We start from the raw sequence: 17234 nt of genomic DNA, 5'->3' as shown, positions 1-17234 counted from the left end.
GGAGCTGTTTACTCACCTTCTTCAAAATAATCGTTGATCAGATTGCACAGTGCATCGGCTGCTTCCTGCTCGTCTTCACCCTCAAATGTCAGGTCGAGGGTGGTTCCCTGACCGGCAGCCAGCATCATGATCGCCATAATGCTTTTTCCATCCACTTCACGACCGTTTACGCCGACTTTAATCTGGCTGATAAAGTTGGAAGTGGTCGAGACAAACTTTGATGCGGCACGAGCATGCAGTCCAAGTTTGTTGATGATGGTCGCTTGCATCTGGATCATTATTTGGATAGCTCCCTGTGTCGAACCTGAACCCGGTCAAAACGTTTACTGAACCAGTTGCCCAGCCGTTCACTAATATAGACTGAACGGTGCTGCCCACCGGTACAACCTATGGCAATGGTCATATAGCTGCGCTGGCCGGATTCAAACCTTGGTAGCCATTTTTCCACGAACTGCTTCAGGTCATCAAACATCTCTGTCACCATGGGTTTCGCTGCAAGGAACTCCTGAACCGGCTTGTCCTGACCGGTGTATGGCCGGATGGATTCATCCCAGTATGGGTTAGGCAGGCAGCGAACATCAAATACATAGTCAGCATCCACCGGCATACCGTGCTTGAAGCCAAAGGATTGAATCAGCAGAGTCATGCTTTTGGTGCCGTCGCCAATGACCTTGTGGCGAACCTGCTCATGAATTTCATGCACAGACAATGGTGATGTGTCGATGCGGATATCGGCCTGTGCTGCCACGGGCCCCAGCAGGCTGGTTTCCAGATCGATGGCTTCGATCAGTGACACCTTATCATTCGTCAGAGGATGCTTTCGGCGAGTTGAGCTGTAACGCTTCATCAGGCAGCTGCTGTCAGCGTCCAGGAATACCACCTGACAATCGATTTCCTGGTTTCTGAGTTTTTTCAGCAGTCTTGGGAAATGCTCCAGGGCTCCGGGAACATTACGAACATCGATGCTGACGGCCATTCTGGGGGGCTCATTAGCGCCTTCACTCAGCTGTTCCGGTAGCTGGCTGAGCATAGTGGCTGGCAGGTTGTCGACGCAGTAATATCCCTGATCCTCAAGGGCATGGAGTGCCGCGCTTTTTCCTGAACCTGAGCGGCCGCTGATAATAACGAGTTTCATGGGGGTTCCCTTTATGCGGAGCTTGTTATTAACGGATAACAGGTTTAACGGTTGAATAATAGAGTAACTCAACGAGATTAAAACCTGTTTCTTTATTTCAAGGATAGGTAATAGCTGTGCTGCCTGCTTGTTGCCATGACCTGAAGTTGAAACTGGCAGAGATATTGTGGGACTGCCAGAGAATAACCCCTGACAGTATAATACCCGTTCAGGTCAGGCCGGATTTGTCAGGAGCTGATACAGGCTTTCCGAAGAGCTAGCTGACCGGATCTGACTGAGCAGGTAATCGTCGGTGAAGCGTTGAGCCAGGGCTTTCAGGATATCGAGGTGCTCCTGGGTGCTTTCTTCAGGGACGATCAAAGCAAAAATCAGGTCAACAGGCTCACGGTCTACCGCGTCAAAATCAACAGGTTCCGACAGACGAATGAAGAGGCCCGTTGGCTCCGGGCAGGCTTTGGAGCGGCAGTGAGGCAGCGCAATGCCGTTGCCCAGTCCGGTGGTACCCAGTCGTTCCCGGTTGATGAGGTTGTTGAACAGGTTCTTGGCGTTGATGGCGGGAACATGTTCACTGATCTGTTCCGCAATAGTTTCCAGGATTTTCTTTTTGCTGATCCCTTGCACACCATGGAGGGTGCGCTCGGGGGTTAGGATGTTTTTAATAGTCATACAACGATTGGAAGGCTCACAGGGTGCGAGTGCAAAAAAGAAGCCGCTCTCTGGATGGAGCCGACTGAAAGCCAGGGCTTTCAGTCGGTTATGGCTTCAGCCTCGGGCTCCCTGCATGCGATTGAGCGTTTTTTCCTTGTGTTTTACCAACTGTCGGTCGATTTTATCTGACAAATCGTCAATAGCCGCATACATGTCATCGGATTCAGCGGTCGCATTGATGTCAGCTCCACGTATGTGCAGGATCACTTCTGCCTTGTGTAGTAGTTTCTCTACGCTCAAGGTGACCTGTACATTAGTGATGTTATCGAAGTGAGCTGCCAGGCGGTCGAGTTTTTTAGTGACATAATCTTTCAGAGCTTGAGTCACTTCTACATGATGTCCACTGATGTTGACTTGCATGTAACGCTCTCCTGCTGATCCCGTTTGAAGACAGTGGCCAGTTCCCGGGATTCTCGAACTGGTCTGTTTAGATTCTATCACTGATAACAACGCAGGTACTGCTCTGAAGCAAAAAAATACAGGATTTTTACACCAGACACTTACGTTCGTTGGAAGGGGGTATATGCATTGATTCCCGGTACTTGGCGATGGTTCGTCGGGCTACTTTTATGCCCTGTTCTCCCAGCAATCCGGCAATTTTGTTGTCACTGAGCGGTTTTTTTGGATTTTCATCCTGAACCAACTTTTTGATCAGCGCACGAATAGCCGTGGATGAACACTCTCCGCCGCTGTCTGTGCTGACATGGCTGGAAAAGAAATATTTCAGTTCATAGACGCCCCTGGGCGTATGCATGTACTTCTGGGTCGTGACCCGTGAAATAGTTGATTCATGCATGTCCACCGCTTCAGCGATGTCGGCAAGCACCAGCGGTTTCATGGCTTCGTCGCCCTGTTCCAGAAAGCCCTGCTGGACGTTAACGATTCTGGTGGCGACTTTAAGCAATGTGTCATTGCGGCTTTGCAGGTTTTTCAGAAACCAGCGGGCTTCCTGCAGCTGGTTTTTCATAAACTGGTTGTCCCGGCTGCTGTTGGCCCGCTGAACCATTGACGCATAACTGTTGTTGATACGCAGGCGTGGCAGTGACTCGGAATTCAGTTCCACCACCCAGCGCTCTTTTACTTTTCGAACAGAGATATCCGGAGTGATGTACTCCGGTTCACTTTGATCCACTTCAGAGCCGGGCCTTGGGTTCAGGCTCTGTATCAGGCTCAATGCTTCCTTGAGCTGATGCTCTTTCATCCGGGTGCGGCGCATGATCTGGCTGTAGTCACGGCTGCCCAGGGCTTCCAGATGGAAGTCGATCAGCTTTTGAGCTTCGTGAATAAAGGGTGTCTGGGACGGCAGTTGAGCCAGCTGTACGGACAGGCACGCTTTCAGGTTTTCACTGCCGCAGCCAACCGGGTCAAACTGCTGAATGCGGTGTTGCATGACTTTCAGCTCATCTATGTCGAGAGTGTCGAGTTCCTCAAACGCAGGGTCTGAAACAAGACTCTGGTAGATATCTTCCAGTGGCGTTGTCAGGTAACCATCAGGGTTTATGGCTTCGATGATCGCTTCACCCAGCACCCTGTCGGTATCGGTGGTGGGGGTCAGGTTCAGTTGCCATTGCAGGTGTTCCTGCAGGGACTCAGTGGTTCGGGAGCGACTCAGGGGATCAAATTCATCATCACTGCCTGACGGCATGCTGGAGTAGATTTCCTCCCAGCCGGAATCGACAGGCAGATCCCTGGGTATGCTTTCTGACCATTCGGGTTCCTGAGACTCCGGGGAGGCCGGCGGTTCCTGGGCATTGAGGTCAACCAGTTGCTCACCTTCAGCGGTGTTACTGGCTTCCTGGTCGCGGCTCTCCTGATCCTGAATGGCTTCTTCGCTTTCCAGCATCGGGTTGGACTCCAGCACCTCCTGGATTTCCTGTTGCAGATCCAGTGTCGAAAGCTGTAACAGGCGAATGGCTTGTTGCAGTTGCGGTGTCATCGTCAACTGCTGACCCATTTTAAGCTGTAGAGAGGGCTTCATAGGGCAACCGTGTACCTTTTACTATGAAAATGCACGTTCACGCAGGTGACGGGAACTGCATTTTCTGCTCATGCTGTTGTGAGCTCATGGCTGTTTACTTAAAACGCTGTGCTCTTTGTAATACTGTCACATTGTCGTTTTTAGGTGCGTTCCGTGTCACCGGATTATAAGCACAGAACCTTAATAGTGAAAAGCAAAACTGGCATGAGGATGGTTAGGGGGAAGAGAGACTCTTCCCGAATGTAACTGACTATAAACTGAACTGGTGACCCAGGTAAACGTCACGAACTTTCTGGTTGCTCAAAACGGTCTGACTGTCGCCTTCCGCAATGATGCCACCTTCGCTGACGATATAAGCCTTTTCACAGATATCCAGTGTTTCACGAACATTGTGATCGGTGATCAGTACACCAATGCCATGGCTTTGCAGTTGTCTGACAATCCCTTTGATGTCTCCAACCGAGATAGGGTCAACACCGGCAAATGGCTCATCGAGCAGGACAAAATCCGGATCGGTGGCCAGGGCCCTGGCTATTTCCACCCGTCGACGCTCACCGCCCGACAGGCTCATACCGGTGCTGTCGCGGATATGGCCTATGTTGAACTCATCCAGCAGTGACTCCATCTTGTCGAGCCGCTGTTGCTTGTTGAGGTCTTTGCGGGTTTGCAGGATGGCAAGAATATTATCGGTCACCGACAGTTTGCGGAATATTGAGGCTTCCTGTGGCAGGTAGCCCACACCGGCTCTTGCCCGCCCGTGCATAGGTTGGTGGGTCAGGTCTTTGTCGTTAATGCTGACTTTGCCACCATCGGCTTTTACCAGGCCGACAATCATGTAGAAACAGGTGGTTTTACCTGCGCCATTGGGGCCCAGCAGACCGACAATCTGGCCGCTGTTGACAGTCAGTGAGACGTCTTTAACGACCTTTCGGCCTTTGTAACTTTTACTGAGGTGTTCTGCCTTTAGCGTGACCATCAGGTTAATTCTTTTCCTGTCGCTCGGATTTGGGCTGAATGACCATCTGCACTCGTCCTTCACCCTTTTTGTTTTCCAGACCTTTGGCGTTGACTTTTTGTTGCTTCAGGTCATAGTCGATGCGTTCACCCTTGAACGAGTCACCTTTCTGTACGAGCTGAGCCTGACGGATCAGGTGGATTTTCTCGTCCAGCACTTTGTAATCAATCGTATGTCCCCATGCCTGCAATGTTCCCTGGGCATCGGGCTGTTCTTCTTCGTAGTAAGCGCGCTTGTTAACGCCTTCGGCAACAACCTTTTGCACTTCCTGGTTTTTGGTGTATACCGTGACCACATCGCCGGTAATTCGAGTGCTGCCCTGGGTCATTACCACATTGCCCCGATAGACTGAAACGCCCCTTCTGTTATCAATGTCTGCCGAGTCGGACTCGATTTCGATGGGCATTTGCCGGTCTGACGGCAGAGCCGTTGCGAGGGTGGGCAGCAGCAGGAGAATGCCCAGAATTGAACGCATGTTTTTTATGACGTTTCGCTTGGGCTTTTTGTTTCGCTCAAGCTTTCTGTTCCGCTCAAGCTCTCTATTTGGCTCAAGGCTGTTTAGGTTCATGGAATCCTCGTACCCTTGATTTGAGTTTAACCAGACTGTCCTTGTAGAACGCTTCCATACCGATGGCTCTGGTACGACCAGTGTCGTTAGTAATCAGAACCGGACGATCTGTTACGGCAAGACTTTGCTCAGAGTATATGGTGAGAAAATCGGTGTCCATACGTACCTGACTGCCGTCACTGCTGTTGGTCTGGATCATGACGACCTCGTCCCAGAGCTCAATATCCTGCTCGCCGGGCAGCAGTTTGCCGTTCAGGGCATCAGTGACCATGGGTTTCTGTGGATTACTGTAGCTGAGCAGATGAGGCATCTTGAGCAGGGTGGTGTCATTATGCGGATAGTGTGTAATAGCGCTGGAAGTCAGCTTGTATTCCAGCGCTCCCGTTTCATTGAACTGAGTGATGGTGGCATCTATCAGATAGTAATCTGCGTTTTCCTGTATTTCAGGCTGACGATTTTGCCCTTTAACATGCAAACCACCGTCGTACGACCAGTAGCCTATCCCAACCATGGTTATCAATACACAGGCAACTAACAGATAGCTTTTGTAAGAGCTATTTATGGGCATCCGATGTGTGATTCCTGTTGTTGTTGAAGAGGCCAGTCACTCATGGACTGGCTCCAAATTACAATAAATTAACGTTTAAAGGTATTTTGCCAGCATCGGCTCCAGTTTACCCTGCGCGTCAAGGATAAAATCACAGAACTCCCTGGCCGCCCCCAGGCCGCCATGGTGATCGGTCACTGCCTGTGCGTGTTGACGGACAAAAGGGTGTGCGTTGATAACGGCACAGCCAAAGCCAACACGGCGAATAACGGTAAGGTCTGGGAGGTCATCGCCCAGATACGCAATCTCGTCCATATCGAACTGCTCGGTTTCCAGCAGTTCATTCAGGGCGTTGATCTTATCTTCACGACCCTGGTACAGAAAATCGACACCCAGGTCACTGGCGCGTTTCTCTACAAACGTCGAGCGTCGTCCGGTAATGATGGCGGTTTTGATACCAGCCTGTTGCAGCATTTTCAGGCCGTGGCCGTCCAGTGTATGAAAGCACTTCAGTGCTTCACCCTGTTCGCCAAAAAACAGCTTGCCGTCGGTCAGTACGCCATCAACATCAAAGACTGCCAGACGCACTCTGGCAGCAGAAGGCTTCAGGGATGAGTCGATCATACAACACCTGCTTTCAGTAAATCGTGCATATTAACAGCGCCAACAGGCTGGTTGTCGGTATCGACACAGATCAGGGCGTTAATTTTACGGTCGTCCATAATCTTCAGGGCTTCGGCAGCGAGGATATCCGGCGAGATGGTTTTGCAGTGACTGGTCATGACATCATCAATGTCGGTCTGGCGCAGGTTCACACCTTTATCCAGGGCGCGGCGCAGGTCACCGTCGGTGAATATGCCCACGACTTTACGCTTTTTATCCACAATGGAAGTCATGCCCAGCCCTTTGTGAGTCATTTCCAGCAGGGCTTCACTGATTTTTGTACCCTGAGCCACTTCCGGAATGCGTCTGCCACTGTGCATAACGTCTTTGACCTTTAACAGCAGGCGTTTGCCCAGAGAACCGCCAGGGTGCGAGAAAGCAAAGTCTTCAGCGGTGAAACCACGGGCTTCCAGCAGGGCTATCGCCAGAGCGTCGCCCATCACCAGTGCGGTGGTGGTGCTGGAGGTGGGAGCCAGATCCAGCGGGCAGGCTTCTTTGTCGACACCGGTATTAATGTGTGCGTCAGCGTCCAAGGCCAGAGAGGAATCCGGGTTGCCGGTCATGCTGACCAGTGGTGTCCCCATCCGTTTCAGCAGCGGCAGAAGCGTAACGACTTCGTTGGTTTCGCCGGAGTTGGACAGAGCCAGAACCACATCTTCAGAAGTAATCATACCCATGTCACCATGGCTGGCTTCACCGGGATGTACGAAAAAGGAAGGGGTGCCGGTGCTGGCCAGAGTGGCGGCGATTTTACGGGCAATGTGACCAGATTTGCCCATGCCTACCACAATGATACGGCCGCTACAGGCCAGCATAACCTCACAGGCCCGGGCAAAACTGCTGTTTACCCGGTCCAGAAGTTTCTGAACGGCCTCCAACTCCATGGATATGGTACGTTTTCCTATGGCAATGAACTGCTCGTCATTGTTGGTCATAATGAATAACTATCTTAAACGTGGCTGCGAAACGGTCTATTGTAAAACGGTTATGCGTTAAGGGGTAGGCCATCGCCCGCTAACCGCCTTAGAACCAATTTGGCGACAGTAGTTCCTTCAGTGATGAATAAACAGCCAGACGGTATAGGCGGCATAACTGCTTAAAAGCAATATTCCAGTCATTCGACCCAGATGTTTTGGCTGTTTGCCAAACAGGCAGCTCATGGCAAGAAACAGGGTCAGGGCCATCATAACGGGGAAGTCCTGCCAGATAACCTGGGGGTTAACGGAGCCCGGCGCAAACAGTCCGGGCATGGGCAGAACCGCAAGAAGGTTGAAAATATTAGAGCCCACCACATTGCCAAGGGCGATGTCATGGTGCCCCTTAATGGCACTGGCAACAGAGGCTGCCAGCTCAGGCAGGCTGGTGCCGATAGCGACAATGGTGAGGCCGATAATCAGTTCGCTGACCCCAAACAGACGAGCCAGCTCGGTGGCTCCCCAGACCAGAATCTGCGAACTACCCAGCAGAAATAACAGCCCTGAGATCAGGTAAAACCATGCTTTGCCAGGTGACAACTCCGGAACTTCCTCTTCTTCGCCTTCGATAAGAGGTTCGTCGGGATGCTGCTTTTGCCAGCGAAACATCAGGTACAGTGTCAGAAACAGAGCGCCCAGCAGCACCATGCTGTCCAATTGAGTCAGAAAGCCATTAACGATACAGAGGCCAGCCAGCGTTGAGACGACGACCAGCATTGGAATTTCCCGGTGCGCCAGGGACTTTTTGACCGGTAAAGGCGCAATCAGGGCAGTTGCCCCCAATACCAGCCCTATATTGGCAATGTTGGAGCCAACGGCGTTGCCGATAGCAAGGCTGGCATGGTCCTGGGTAGAGGCCATGAGGGAAACCAGAATTTCCGGGGCAGATGTACCAATGGAAACCACGGTCAGGCCAATCAGCATTGGGGATATATTAAAGTTTCTGGCGGTTGCAGCAGCCCCATTCACAAACTGGTCTGCACTCCAGGTGAGAATAATAAAGCCGGCAAGAATGGCGAGAATGGCAACAAGCATGTTGGAGTGACCCGGTTCTTTAATTCAAAATTTATTTGGTAATGGTAAGTCATCCAGGCGTCTGGAAGCGATGCCCTGAGAGGGTTTATTTACAGTTTTTTATTGTTGTCTATGATGGTGCTTTAATGGTTGCTTCTGGTTGCCGATGTGAAAACCTTGCTATCAAAAGACGGTTAATATTCAAAATGTAAGTAAAAGCCGTCATAATGAGAAAGCTGCACAGGCGTGTAATAAGGACTGCTACACACCTTTGCTCAGGTACTCTTGTCTATAAAGAGTTGTTTATAGAGAGTGTTTACAGAGGCACGTTTTCAAAGCAAGGAAATATCGGCTGATGGCTGTAGCTACTGATAACTTTATTGAAATTCGCGGGCTCACTTTCTATCGGGGTGGCCGACGCATTTTTAACAACATTGATATCACCATTCCCAAGGGAAAGGTTGTTGGCATCATGGGGCCATCCGGAACCGGTAAGACAACGCTGCTCCGACTGATTGGCCGCCAGCTGCGCCCTGATTCCGGACGTATTATTGTCGACGGGCAGGATGTGAACCGGCTGTCCCGGGATGAGCTGTTTCGGTTGCGTCGTAAAATGGGCATGCTGTTCCAGAGTGGGGCATTGTTTACCGATCTTTCGGTGTTTGAGAATGTGGCCTTTCCTCTTCGCATTCATACCGAACTGACTGACTCCATGATTCGGGATGTCGTCTTTATGAAGTTACAGGCGGTGGGTTTGCGGGGTGCCTGGTCGCTGATGCCTGCCGAACTGTCCGGCGGTATGAATCGCCGGGTGGCGCTTGCCCGGGCCATTGCTCTTGACCCGGAAATGGTGATGTACGATGAACCCTTTGTCGGGCAGGATCCTATTGCCATGGGGGTTCTGGTCGAACTGATCCGTAAGCTCAACCAGGCGCTGAAAATCACCAGTGTGGTGGTCTCCCATGATCTGCATGAAACCGCCAGTATTGCTGACTATCTTTATGTACTGGCTGATGGGGACGTGATCGGTCAGGGAACACCGGAAGCAATGATGGTTTCCAAAGATCCCCGTGTCATTCAGTTTATGAATGGCTATGCCGATGGCCCGGTTCCTTTTCATTATCCTGCCATGGATTACAAAGAAGCTCTGCTCAGGGAGTGCAAATGAGTCCAGGTTTGTTTGACCGGCTGGAACAGCTGGGTCGGTTTGGTTTGGATCATGTCCAGTCTGTAGGGCGGTCCGGCATTTTTTTGCTGCTGGCTATTTTTTCCCGCTCCGGCTTTGGCCACCGCTTTTCACTACTGGTTCAGCAGCTTTACAGCGTTGGCTTTATGTCCCTGATTATTATCACGGTGTCCGGGCTGTTTATTGGTATGGTACTGGCTTTGCAGGGCTACAACATACTGATTCGCTATGGTTCTGAGGATGCTGTCGGTCAAATGGTTGCGCTGAGCCTGCTCAGGGAGCTGGGACCGGTGGTAACAGCGTTGCTGTTCGCCGGGCGGGCAGGCTCTGCCCTTACCGCTGAAATTGGTTTGATGAAGACCACTGAGCAGCTGTCCAGCCTTGAGATGATTGGCGTTGATCCGCTAAAGCGCATTATTGCCCCCAGATTCTGGGCGGGTGTGATCTCAATGCCGCTGCTGGCCTCTATTTTTAACCTGGTGGGCATTCTGGGAGCCGCCATGGTTGGGGTCGACTGGCTGGGTATTTACGAAGGTTCCTTCTGGTCCACTATGCAGCAGTCTGTGAGTTTTACTGCGGATATTGGTAATGGGCTGGTGAAAAGCCTGGTGTTTGGTCTTGTGGTGACCTGGATTGCAGTGTTTCAGGGGTATGATGCCATTCCCACCTCAGAGGGCGTCAGTCGCGCTACAACAAGAACTGTCGTGTATTCGTCGCTGGCTATTTTAGGGCTTGATTTTATTCTGACCGCCGTAATGTTTGGAGAACTGTAATGAGGATGAAAACAGTAGAAATCAGTGTTGGCGGTTTTATGATTGCCGGTGTTCTGGCTCTGATCGTACTGGCATTAAAAGTCAGTGGTTTATCATTAGGTACGGATCACAGAACGTACCAGGTACACGCCATGTTTGATAACACCGGTGCTCTGAAGCCCAGGGCTAAAGTGGCTATGGCGGGTGTGACTATCGGAAAAGTCACACGGGTCAGCCTGGATAAACATACTTATATGGCGCGGGTTGATATGGAAATTAACGCCGATGTCGACAACATTCCGGTTGATAGTACGGCATCCATTGTGACAGCAGGCTTTCTGGGAGAGAAATATATTGGCATCAGTGTTGGTGGGGACGAAGACTACCTCAAGAATGGCGGACTTTTTGAGGATACCCAGTCAGCCGTTATTCTGGAAGAACTGATTGGCAAGTTCCTTCTCGGAGCAGTGAATAAGGACAGTAAATAGACAGGAGGACACTATGAATAAAGCAATCATTATCTCAATCAGGCAGTTCTTCTTTGGGCTGGCTGTTTTATTGCTGACATCGACAGCTTTTGCGGCACCGCAGATTCAGCCTCCTGAGATTGAAGTGGAGAAAATTACCCGGAACCTGCTTAACCTGTTCGACAAAAATAAAGAAGAATACAAAAAAGACCGGGAAGGCTTTATTAAAGAGGTGGATCGTCTGTTATCTCCGGTGGTGGCCTTTGACCAGATTGCCCGTTATGTCATGGGCAAATACACCCGGCGCAGCCCCGATCAGGTGGACAGGTTTGAAGCCACTTTCAAAGACAGTCTGTTAAGATTTTACGGCAATGCCCTGCTGGCACTGGACGACACCCGCCTGACTATTGAATCGGTGGATAAAACCTCTGAAAGCCAGCTGAAAAAGTACATTGCCGGCGATGTCAGCCGTATTCCTGTCAAGATGAGCGTCAGAACCAGTACCCGCAGTGTTGATATTTTCTATTCCATGGTACACACCGACGGCCGCTGGAAACTGCGCAATATTACGGTGGATGGTATCAATATCGCCAAGCAGTTCCAGACCCAGTTTGCCGACGCTGTAGATCGTTATGGCAAGGTTAAGACAGTGGTGGATAACTGGGCAGAGATCATGCGGGGCAAAGACATAAAAACAGGTAAATAACCGATGCCACTGGAACGCCTTGAACCGGGTCACTACGCTCTCAAGGGAATAGTGACCTTTGATAACGCGGCTGTGGTGGAAGAAAACGGTCGCAAACTGCTACAGAACGAACTGCAAGCCGGCCAGTCTTCCGTCCGGATAAGCCTGCAGGAACTCCACAAGGGTGACAGTGCTACCCTGTCCATTTGTCTGTCCTGGATACGGCTGGCTGAAAACTACCACTCGACTTTCTGCTTTTCTGGCATCCCTGAGGAACTGCAGGCCCTTGCCAAGGTCTGTGGTATCGATGAGCTGCTGGAAGCGTCCTCCTGTTCGAACTGCTGACTGGTTTGACCGACCGGTGCTTGTGGCTGATCGGGAGGTCATATATCATTGCCCGATTTGCCCCGAGCCTGTATTTGTTCAAATGACAGGCTTGTTAACTGTTTTATGATTCATGGAATCCAGTCGATAGGCTCTTGCGGACATACGTCTAATGCTTTGATAAATCTGGCGGTTTCCATGGCTGTTGCTACGAGGAAAGTGCATGCTAGCCACCCAGGTGAAGGCGCTGCTGGAAGAGAAAATTCATGGTTCTGAGGTTCTGGTTGACGGGGAGGGCTGTGACTTTCGCCTGACCATTATCAGTGACGAATTTCAGGGTGCCATGCCAGTAAAACGCCAGCAAATGGTGTATCAGCACCTGAATGAAATGATTGCCAGCGGTGAGATTCATGCGGTGACCATGGTAACCATGACACAGGCTGAATGGCAGCAGCGCAACAGTTAATTGAAGGGCCCTGGTGGAACCTGATGGATAAATTGATCATTACAGGCGGTAATCGCCTGGACGGCGAAATCCGGATTTCCGGCGCCAAGAACTCCGCTTTGCCTATTCTGGCTGCGACTCTGCTGGCTGACGATCCGGTAACGGTTTGCAACCTGCCTCACCTGCACGACATCACGACCATGTTTGAGCTGTTTGGCTGCATGGGCGTAGACCTCATGGTGGACGAACGCATGAACGTAGAAGTCCATGCCAGTACTATCAAGCAGCTGCGAGCCCCTTACGAGCTGGTGAAAACCATGCGGGCTTCCATTCTGGTACTGGGGCCGCTGCTGGCGCGTTTTGGCCGTGCTGAAGTCTCCCTGCCCGGTGGCTGCGCGATTGGCAGTCGTCCGGTAGACCTGCACATCCGTGGCCTGCAGGCGATGGGCGCGGATATCGTTGTAGAGGACGGTTACATCAAGGCGAGCATCAAGGATCGTCTTAAAGGTGCCCGCATCCTGATGGATACCGTTACGGTAACCGGTACTGAAAACATTCTGATGGCGGCCTGTCTGGCAGACGGGGAAACCATTATTGAAAACGCTGCCCGTGAGCCGGAAGTGGTGGATCTGGCTGACTGCCTGATGACCATGGGCGCCAAAATTGAAGGGGCGGGTACCGACACTATTCGTGTTCAGGGTGTTGAACGCCTGAACGGCTGTACCTACTCTGTACTGCCTGACCGTATTGAAACCGGTACTTACCTGATTGCCGCAGCAGCTACCGGTGGTCGTGTTCGCCTGAAAGACACCCAGCCCGATATTCTTGATGCCATTCTGCTGAAGCTGCGTGAAGCCGGCGCCTGCGTTGAGTGGGGTGAAGACTGGATTGAGCTGGATATGAAAGGTAAGCGGCCACAGGCCGTTGACCTGAAAACCGCACCTTATCCAGCGATGCCTACCGATATTCAGGCGCAGTTCACAGCGTTGAATATCATTGCGGAAGGCACCGGCCATATTACTGAAACCGTGTTTGAAAACCGCTTTATGCACGTTCAGGAAATGAAGCGCATGGGCGCTGATGTGGTGGTTGAAGGCAACACTGTGATCATCAAAGGGGTGAATGGCCTGAAAGCCGCTCCGGTGATGGCGACGGATCTGCGTGCTTCTGCCAGCCTGGTAATCGCCGGCCTGGTGGCGGAAGGCGACACTCAGGTTGAACGTATTTACCATATTGACCGTGGTTACGAATGTATTGAAGAGAAACTGCAACAGCTGGGCGCAAGTATTCGCCGGGTTGCGGGATAAGTGCCGGATTACCTGTAAGCAGTAAAGAAGCCAGCCTTGTGCTGGCTTCTGAAAACCAGGGAGCTTGCGGTGATAATGCCAGCTTATTGTGCTTGTGCGCGGGATGAATTGATACAACCACACCTTGTAACGCTTGAGCCGCTCAAGCCATCAGGCACATATTGTTCATCCCCCTGATTCTGGCCTGTTATGTTATCCAGCGTAATATTAAGGCCTAATAATGATGATGAGTCTGAAGAATTCAAAACAAACTGTTCCAGATTGCCATCCGGGGTTATTTCGATATGCCCTCTGACGCTCACGTCTATACCGAATATCGGGCTGTTATTTGTATTCCCATGGTCGTCCAACATCAGCAGGCCGCTTATATCAAAAAGGTTAGGGTTTTCATCGCTTCTAGTCACGTTTAAATATTGTATTGGACCCCGGATGTCATAAGTACCTGTGTATATATAACCCGTTGGTAACATTATGTAATGACTCTTAAGATCATGTCTGGTTGAAGAGAATCTATTAGAAAATTCAGACAGCAGTCTGTGGGTAAGAACACGAAATGGTGTTATGGTATGTGAGGTCGTGCTTGTTGGTAAGCCTTCAATCTCCAGAGTACCGCTATTGCCGCTGGAATGGAGAAAAGCATCCCTTCGCTCTGTAATTCCTGAATCATTTGTTGACTCTGTGACAAGTAGTTTGTAACCGTCTTTTATTTCTACTTTTACCTTGGCGTTGAAGTGGTTTTCTTTAATCTTTATATTAAAACTGTTTTCGATTCCGGCTTGAGCTTTTAATACTAAGGTTGTGCAAATTAATAATAAAATTGTCAGGATGGATGACTTGAGAGCGGCCATGATTTAATTTCCAGAATGAATAGAGCCATTAATCAGCGAAGTGATTTTAGCAAAATCGTCGTAAACCCTCGCCCAATGCGGGCGGGGATATAAGACGGGAAGACGCAGAGCCTTCCGCCATCAATCTGGTGTACTCTGGCTATTAACGTAGTCCTTCAGAGTCTCGATAGTTGCACCGCCAGCGCTGCAAGCAAAGTAAGACCTTGACCACATTAAGCCTGCTTTGCTCTGAGCAGTAAGGTGGGTATTCAGCATTCGCAACCGTCTTGATGATGTTGATTTGAGATTATTTACCATGACACTGATAGCCAGTTTTGGTGGGTAGGCCACCAACAGGTGTACGTGATCTTTTTCGCCATCCATTTCAAGTAACTGGCATTCCAGTTTTTCACATGCACTCTCGAACGACTCCCGTAACTGCTTGATCATATAGCCATCAAAAAGCTTTCGCCTGTACCTTGTCGTGAACACCAAATGAACAACCAGCTTGGTAACGCTATGTCGTTTGCGAAGATATCCTTTAAGCAAATCTTTATTGCGTGCGCTCACTTGAAAACCTCTTTCAAATACCTGTAATATAAAATTTATATTAATGAGCACTGAAATAACGTTCCATGCTGAGAGCCACCAAAGTACGAATCTATCCAACATCAGAGCAGGCGGAATTTCTCGACCGTCAGTTTGATGCTGTGCGGTTCGTATGGAACAAGGCCCTGGCTATTAAGGTTCATTATTACAAGGTTCGTGGGCAGAGCCTTTCTCCCAAAAAACACCTGAAGCCCTTGCTGGCAAAAGCCAAGAAAAGCCGAAAGTACTCATGGCTGAAAAACGCTGACTCTATTGCACTGCAACAGGCCACTATCAATCTGGATACGGCCTTTCAAAACTTTTTCAATCCCAAATTGCAGGCAAGATTTCCTCGCTTCAAGAAAAAGCATGGCAAGCAAAGTAGCTACCATTGTACGTCTGTCTCTGTGGGCGATAACGGGATAAAAATCCCCAAGTGCAAGCCCATAAGGGCTAAAGTGCATCGTGAAATAGTGGGTAAGGTGAAGTCTATCACCCTGAGCAGAACGCTAACCGGCAAGTATTTTGCCTCCATATTGGCTGATGATACCCAGGAACAACCAAAACAGATTGATAATCTTGAAGCTAATCAGGTTGTCGGTGTTGATATGGGGATTACTGATCTGGCTATCACCAGTACCGGCCATAAGACTGGCAATCCTCGCTTTCTGAAAAAAGCACAACGTAACCTGAAAAGAAAACAACAGGCTCTATCTCGCTGCAAGAAAGGCTCAAAAGGTAGGCACAAAGCCCGTTTATTGGTGGCAAAGGCGCATGAGCGTGTAGCCTTTGCCCGTAATGATTTTCAGCATAAGCTATCAAAACAACTCATCGACGAAAACCAAGCGGTGATTGTGGAGACACTGAAAGTTAAAAACATGCTCAAGAACAAGCGTCTTGCTCGTTCTATTGCTGATGCTGGCTGGCACTCACTGATAACCAAACTCGAATACAAGGCAAAGCAGGAAGGTAAACATCTGGTGAAGATAGACCAGTGGTTTGCATCCTCTAAAACTTGCTCAGTCTGCGATTTGAAACAGGAAAAAATGCCATTGAGAATCCGATCATGGGAGTGTAGCTGTGGTGCTATCCATGACCGGGATATTAATGCAGCTCGCAATATCAAGAAGCAAGGCATATTGAAATTAAAGGCGGAAGGACTGTCCGTTTCTGCTGATGGAGGCTTGCGTAAATCCGGCAGACTGTCGGTTGCTGCCTAAGAAATCAGAAGCCTCACCCGATAGGGCGGGGAGCAGTCACACCAAAATAAATAAGTGTATTGAATATATCCTCTTTTGGCATAAATACTGCTTATAACCCGATACTCAGTTTTTTTAAACAACTTAATTGATAACTTCGTGTAAACTACGGACTCTTCAGGGCGGAATAATTAATAAGGAAACCTGATCAAGATGTCCAGTCAGATAACCATTGCTCTCTCCAAGGGGCGCATCCTAAAAGACACTTTGCCTTTGCTTAAGGCGGCCGGTATCGAACTGACAGAAGATCCTGGTCAGAGTCGTAAGCTGATTATTCCCACCACCCATCCAGACGTGAACCTGCTGATTGTGCGTGCCAGTGATGTACCCACCTATGTGGAATACGGTGCAGCGGATGTGGGGGTTGCAGGCAAGGATGTACTGCTGGAACACGGCTCCACAGAGCTCTATGAACCGCTGGATCTGAACATCGCCCGCTGCAAGTTAATGACCGCAGGCAAAGTCGGTGCCCCTGAACCTGGGGAAAGAATCAGGGTAGCGACCAAGTTCGTCAATGTCGCCAAGCAATACTATGCTTCTATTGGTCGGCAGGCAGACATCATTAAACTTTACGGTTCAATGGAGCTGGCACCGCTGGTGGGTCTGGCTGATATCATTATCGATGTGGTGGATACCGGCAACACGCTCCGTGCGAATGGCCTTGAACCCAGAGACCTGATAAGAACGATTTCTTCACGGCTGGTGGTGAACAAGGCCTCCATGAAGGTTAAGCACGACGCTGTCAGCCAGTTAATTGCTCAAATGTCCCACGCCGTTCAGGAGACACGCTAA

At 50.1% G+C, this 17234-nt stretch carries 22 protein-coding genes; 9 read left to right on the top strand and 13 right to left on the bottom strand.

Annotated elements, in window-relative coordinates; all coding sequences use genetic code 11:
• Positions 1–8 precede the first annotated feature (8 nt).
• The 11 genes from NX720_RS16665 to NX720_RS16615 form a co-directional block, all read right to left on the bottom strand.
• On the bottom strand, positions 9–278 hold the full coding sequence (locus NX720_RS16665) for an HPr family phosphocarrier protein (protein WP_262596037.1): 270 nt from the start codon (positions 276–278) through the stop codon (positions 9–11).
• Positions 278–1135, bottom strand: a complete 858-nt coding sequence (gene rapZ, locus NX720_RS16660; RefSeq protein WP_262596036.1) for an RNase adapter RapZ — start codon at positions 1133–1135, stop codon at positions 278–280. The genes NX720_RS16665 and rapZ overlap by 1 nt, the downstream gene beginning before the upstream one ends.
• Positions 1136–1348: 213 nt before the next feature.
• A complete protein-coding gene (gene ptsN, locus NX720_RS16655; RefSeq protein WP_262596035.1) occupies positions 1349–1801 on the bottom strand; it encodes a PTS IIA-like nitrogen regulatory protein PtsN in 453 nt (150 codons plus the stop codon).
• Between the two features lie 96 nt (positions 1802–1897).
• Complete coding sequence (gene hpf, locus NX720_RS16650) at positions 1898–2203, bottom strand: ribosome hibernation-promoting factor, HPF/YfiA family (protein ID WP_262596034.1); 306 nt, start codon at positions 2201–2203, stop codon at positions 1898–1900.
• Between the two features lie 127 nt (positions 2204–2330).
• Positions 2331–3821 (bottom strand): RNA polymerase factor sigma-54, encoded by a 1491-nt coding sequence (locus tag NX720_RS16645; RefSeq protein WP_262596031.1) that lies wholly within the window; start codon positions 3819–3821, stop codon positions 2331–2333.
• Between the two features lie 250 nt (positions 3822–4071).
• Positions 4072–4797 (bottom strand): LPS export ABC transporter ATP-binding protein, encoded by a 726-nt coding sequence (lptB, locus tag NX720_RS16640; protein ID WP_262596029.1) that lies wholly within the window; start codon positions 4795–4797, stop codon positions 4072–4074.
• Positions 4798–4801: 4 nt separating this feature from the next.
• Positions 4802–5311 carry a lipopolysaccharide transport periplasmic protein LptA gene (lptA, locus tag NX720_RS16635; RefSeq protein WP_262596028.1) on the bottom strand — a complete coding sequence of 170 codons (510 nt, stop codon included), beginning with the start codon at positions 5309–5311 and terminating at the stop codon, positions 4802–4804.
• Between the two features lie 73 nt (positions 5312–5384).
• Positions 5385–5972, bottom strand: coding sequence for an LPS export ABC transporter periplasmic protein LptC (lptC, locus tag NX720_RS16630; RefSeq protein ID WP_262596026.1), 588 nt, complete (start codon positions 5970–5972; stop codon positions 5385–5387).
• A gap of 75 nt (positions 5973–6047) precedes the next feature.
• Positions 6048–6575 (bottom strand): KdsC family phosphatase, encoded by a 528-nt coding sequence (locus NX720_RS16625; protein ID WP_262596025.1) that lies wholly within the window; start codon positions 6573–6575, stop codon positions 6048–6050.
• Positions 6572–7549, bottom strand: coding sequence for a KpsF/GutQ family sugar-phosphate isomerase (locus NX720_RS16620; protein ID WP_262596023.1), 978 nt, complete (start codon positions 7547–7549; stop codon positions 6572–6574). Before NX720_RS16620 ends, NX720_RS16625 begins: the two co-directional genes overlap by 4 nt.
• Before the next feature lie 117 nt (positions 7550–7666).
• Positions 7667–8623, bottom strand: coding sequence for a calcium/sodium antiporter (locus NX720_RS16615; protein ID WP_262596022.1), 957 nt, complete (start codon positions 8621–8623; stop codon positions 7667–7669).
• Positions 8624–8957: 334 nt separating this feature from the next.
• Between NX720_RS16615 and NX720_RS16610 the strand changes: the two genes are divergently transcribed.
• From NX720_RS16610 to murA, 7 genes are all read left to right on the top strand, one after another.
• Complete coding sequence (locus NX720_RS16610; protein ID WP_262596020.1) at positions 8958–9770, top strand: ATP-binding cassette domain-containing protein; 813 nt, start codon at positions 8958–8960, stop codon at positions 9768–9770.
• A complete protein-coding gene (gene mlaE, locus NX720_RS16605) occupies positions 9767–10561 on the top strand; it encodes a lipid asymmetry maintenance ABC transporter permease subunit MlaE (protein ID WP_262596018.1) in 795 nt (264 codons plus the stop codon). Before NX720_RS16610 ends, mlaE begins: the two co-directional genes overlap by 4 nt.
• Positions 10562–10566: 5 nt before the next feature.
• Positions 10567–11028 carry an outer membrane lipid asymmetry maintenance protein MlaD gene (gene mlaD, locus NX720_RS16600; RefSeq protein WP_449757770.1) on the top strand — a complete coding sequence of 154 codons (462 nt, stop codon included), beginning with the start codon at positions 10567–10569 and terminating at the stop codon, positions 11026–11028.
• Positions 11029–11041: 13 nt separating this feature from the next.
• Entirely contained in the window at positions 11042–11713 is a 672-nt protein-coding gene (locus NX720_RS16595) for an MlaC/ttg2D family ABC transporter substrate-binding protein (protein WP_262596014.1), read from the top strand.
• 3 nt (positions 11714–11716) lie between these two features.
• Positions 11717–12037: an STAS domain-containing protein gene (locus NX720_RS16590; RefSeq protein WP_262596012.1), complete on the top strand. Its 321-nt coding sequence runs from the start codon at positions 11717–11719 to the stop codon at positions 12035–12037.
• A 202-nt stretch (positions 12038–12239) separates the two neighbouring features.
• Complete coding sequence (locus tag NX720_RS16585) at positions 12240–12482, top strand: BolA family protein (protein ID WP_262596011.1); 243 nt, start codon at positions 12240–12242, stop codon at positions 12480–12482.
• Between the two features lie 23 nt (positions 12483–12505).
• The gene (murA, locus tag NX720_RS16580) at positions 12506–13768 is read left to right on the top strand and encodes a UDP-N-acetylglucosamine 1-carboxyvinyltransferase (protein ID WP_262596010.1); all 1263 of its coding nucleotides are present in this window, start codon (positions 12506–12508) and stop codon (positions 13766–13768) included.
• An 83-nt stretch (positions 13769–13851) separates the two neighbouring features.
• Here murA and NX720_RS16575 read toward each other — a convergent pair whose 3' ends face one another.
• Both NX720_RS16575 and tnpA read right to left on the bottom strand, forming a co-directional pair.
• Complete coding sequence (locus NX720_RS16575) at positions 13852–14616, bottom strand: hypothetical protein (protein WP_262596009.1); 765 nt, start codon at positions 14614–14616, stop codon at positions 13852–13854.
• Positions 14617–14736: 120 nt separating this feature from the next.
• A complete protein-coding gene (tnpA, locus tag NX720_RS16570; protein ID WP_262595289.1) occupies positions 14737–15165 on the bottom strand; it encodes an IS200/IS605 family transposase in 429 nt (142 codons plus the stop codon).
• Between the two features lie 65 nt (positions 15166–15230).
• Here tnpA and NX720_RS16565 point away from each other — a divergent pair, with 65 nt between their 5' ends.
• Both NX720_RS16565 and hisG read left to right on the top strand, forming a co-directional pair.
• On the top strand, positions 15231–16403 hold the full coding sequence (locus tag NX720_RS16565) for an RNA-guided endonuclease InsQ/TnpB family protein (RefSeq protein ID WP_262595932.1): 1173 nt from the start codon (positions 15231–15233) through the stop codon (positions 16401–16403).
• Between the two features lie 192 nt (positions 16404–16595).
• Positions 16596–17234, top strand: a complete 639-nt coding sequence (gene hisG, locus NX720_RS16560; protein WP_262596007.1) for an ATP phosphoribosyltransferase — start codon at positions 16596–16598, stop codon at positions 17232–17234.

It is taken from the genome of Endozoicomonas euniceicola, from assembly GCF_025562755.1.
In the GTDB taxonomy this organism is placed as follows: domain Bacteria; phylum Pseudomonadota; class Gammaproteobacteria; order Pseudomonadales; family Endozoicomonadaceae; genus Endozoicomonas_A; species Endozoicomonas_A euniceicola.
This window is presented reverse-complemented; position numbering and strand designations above follow the sequence as displayed.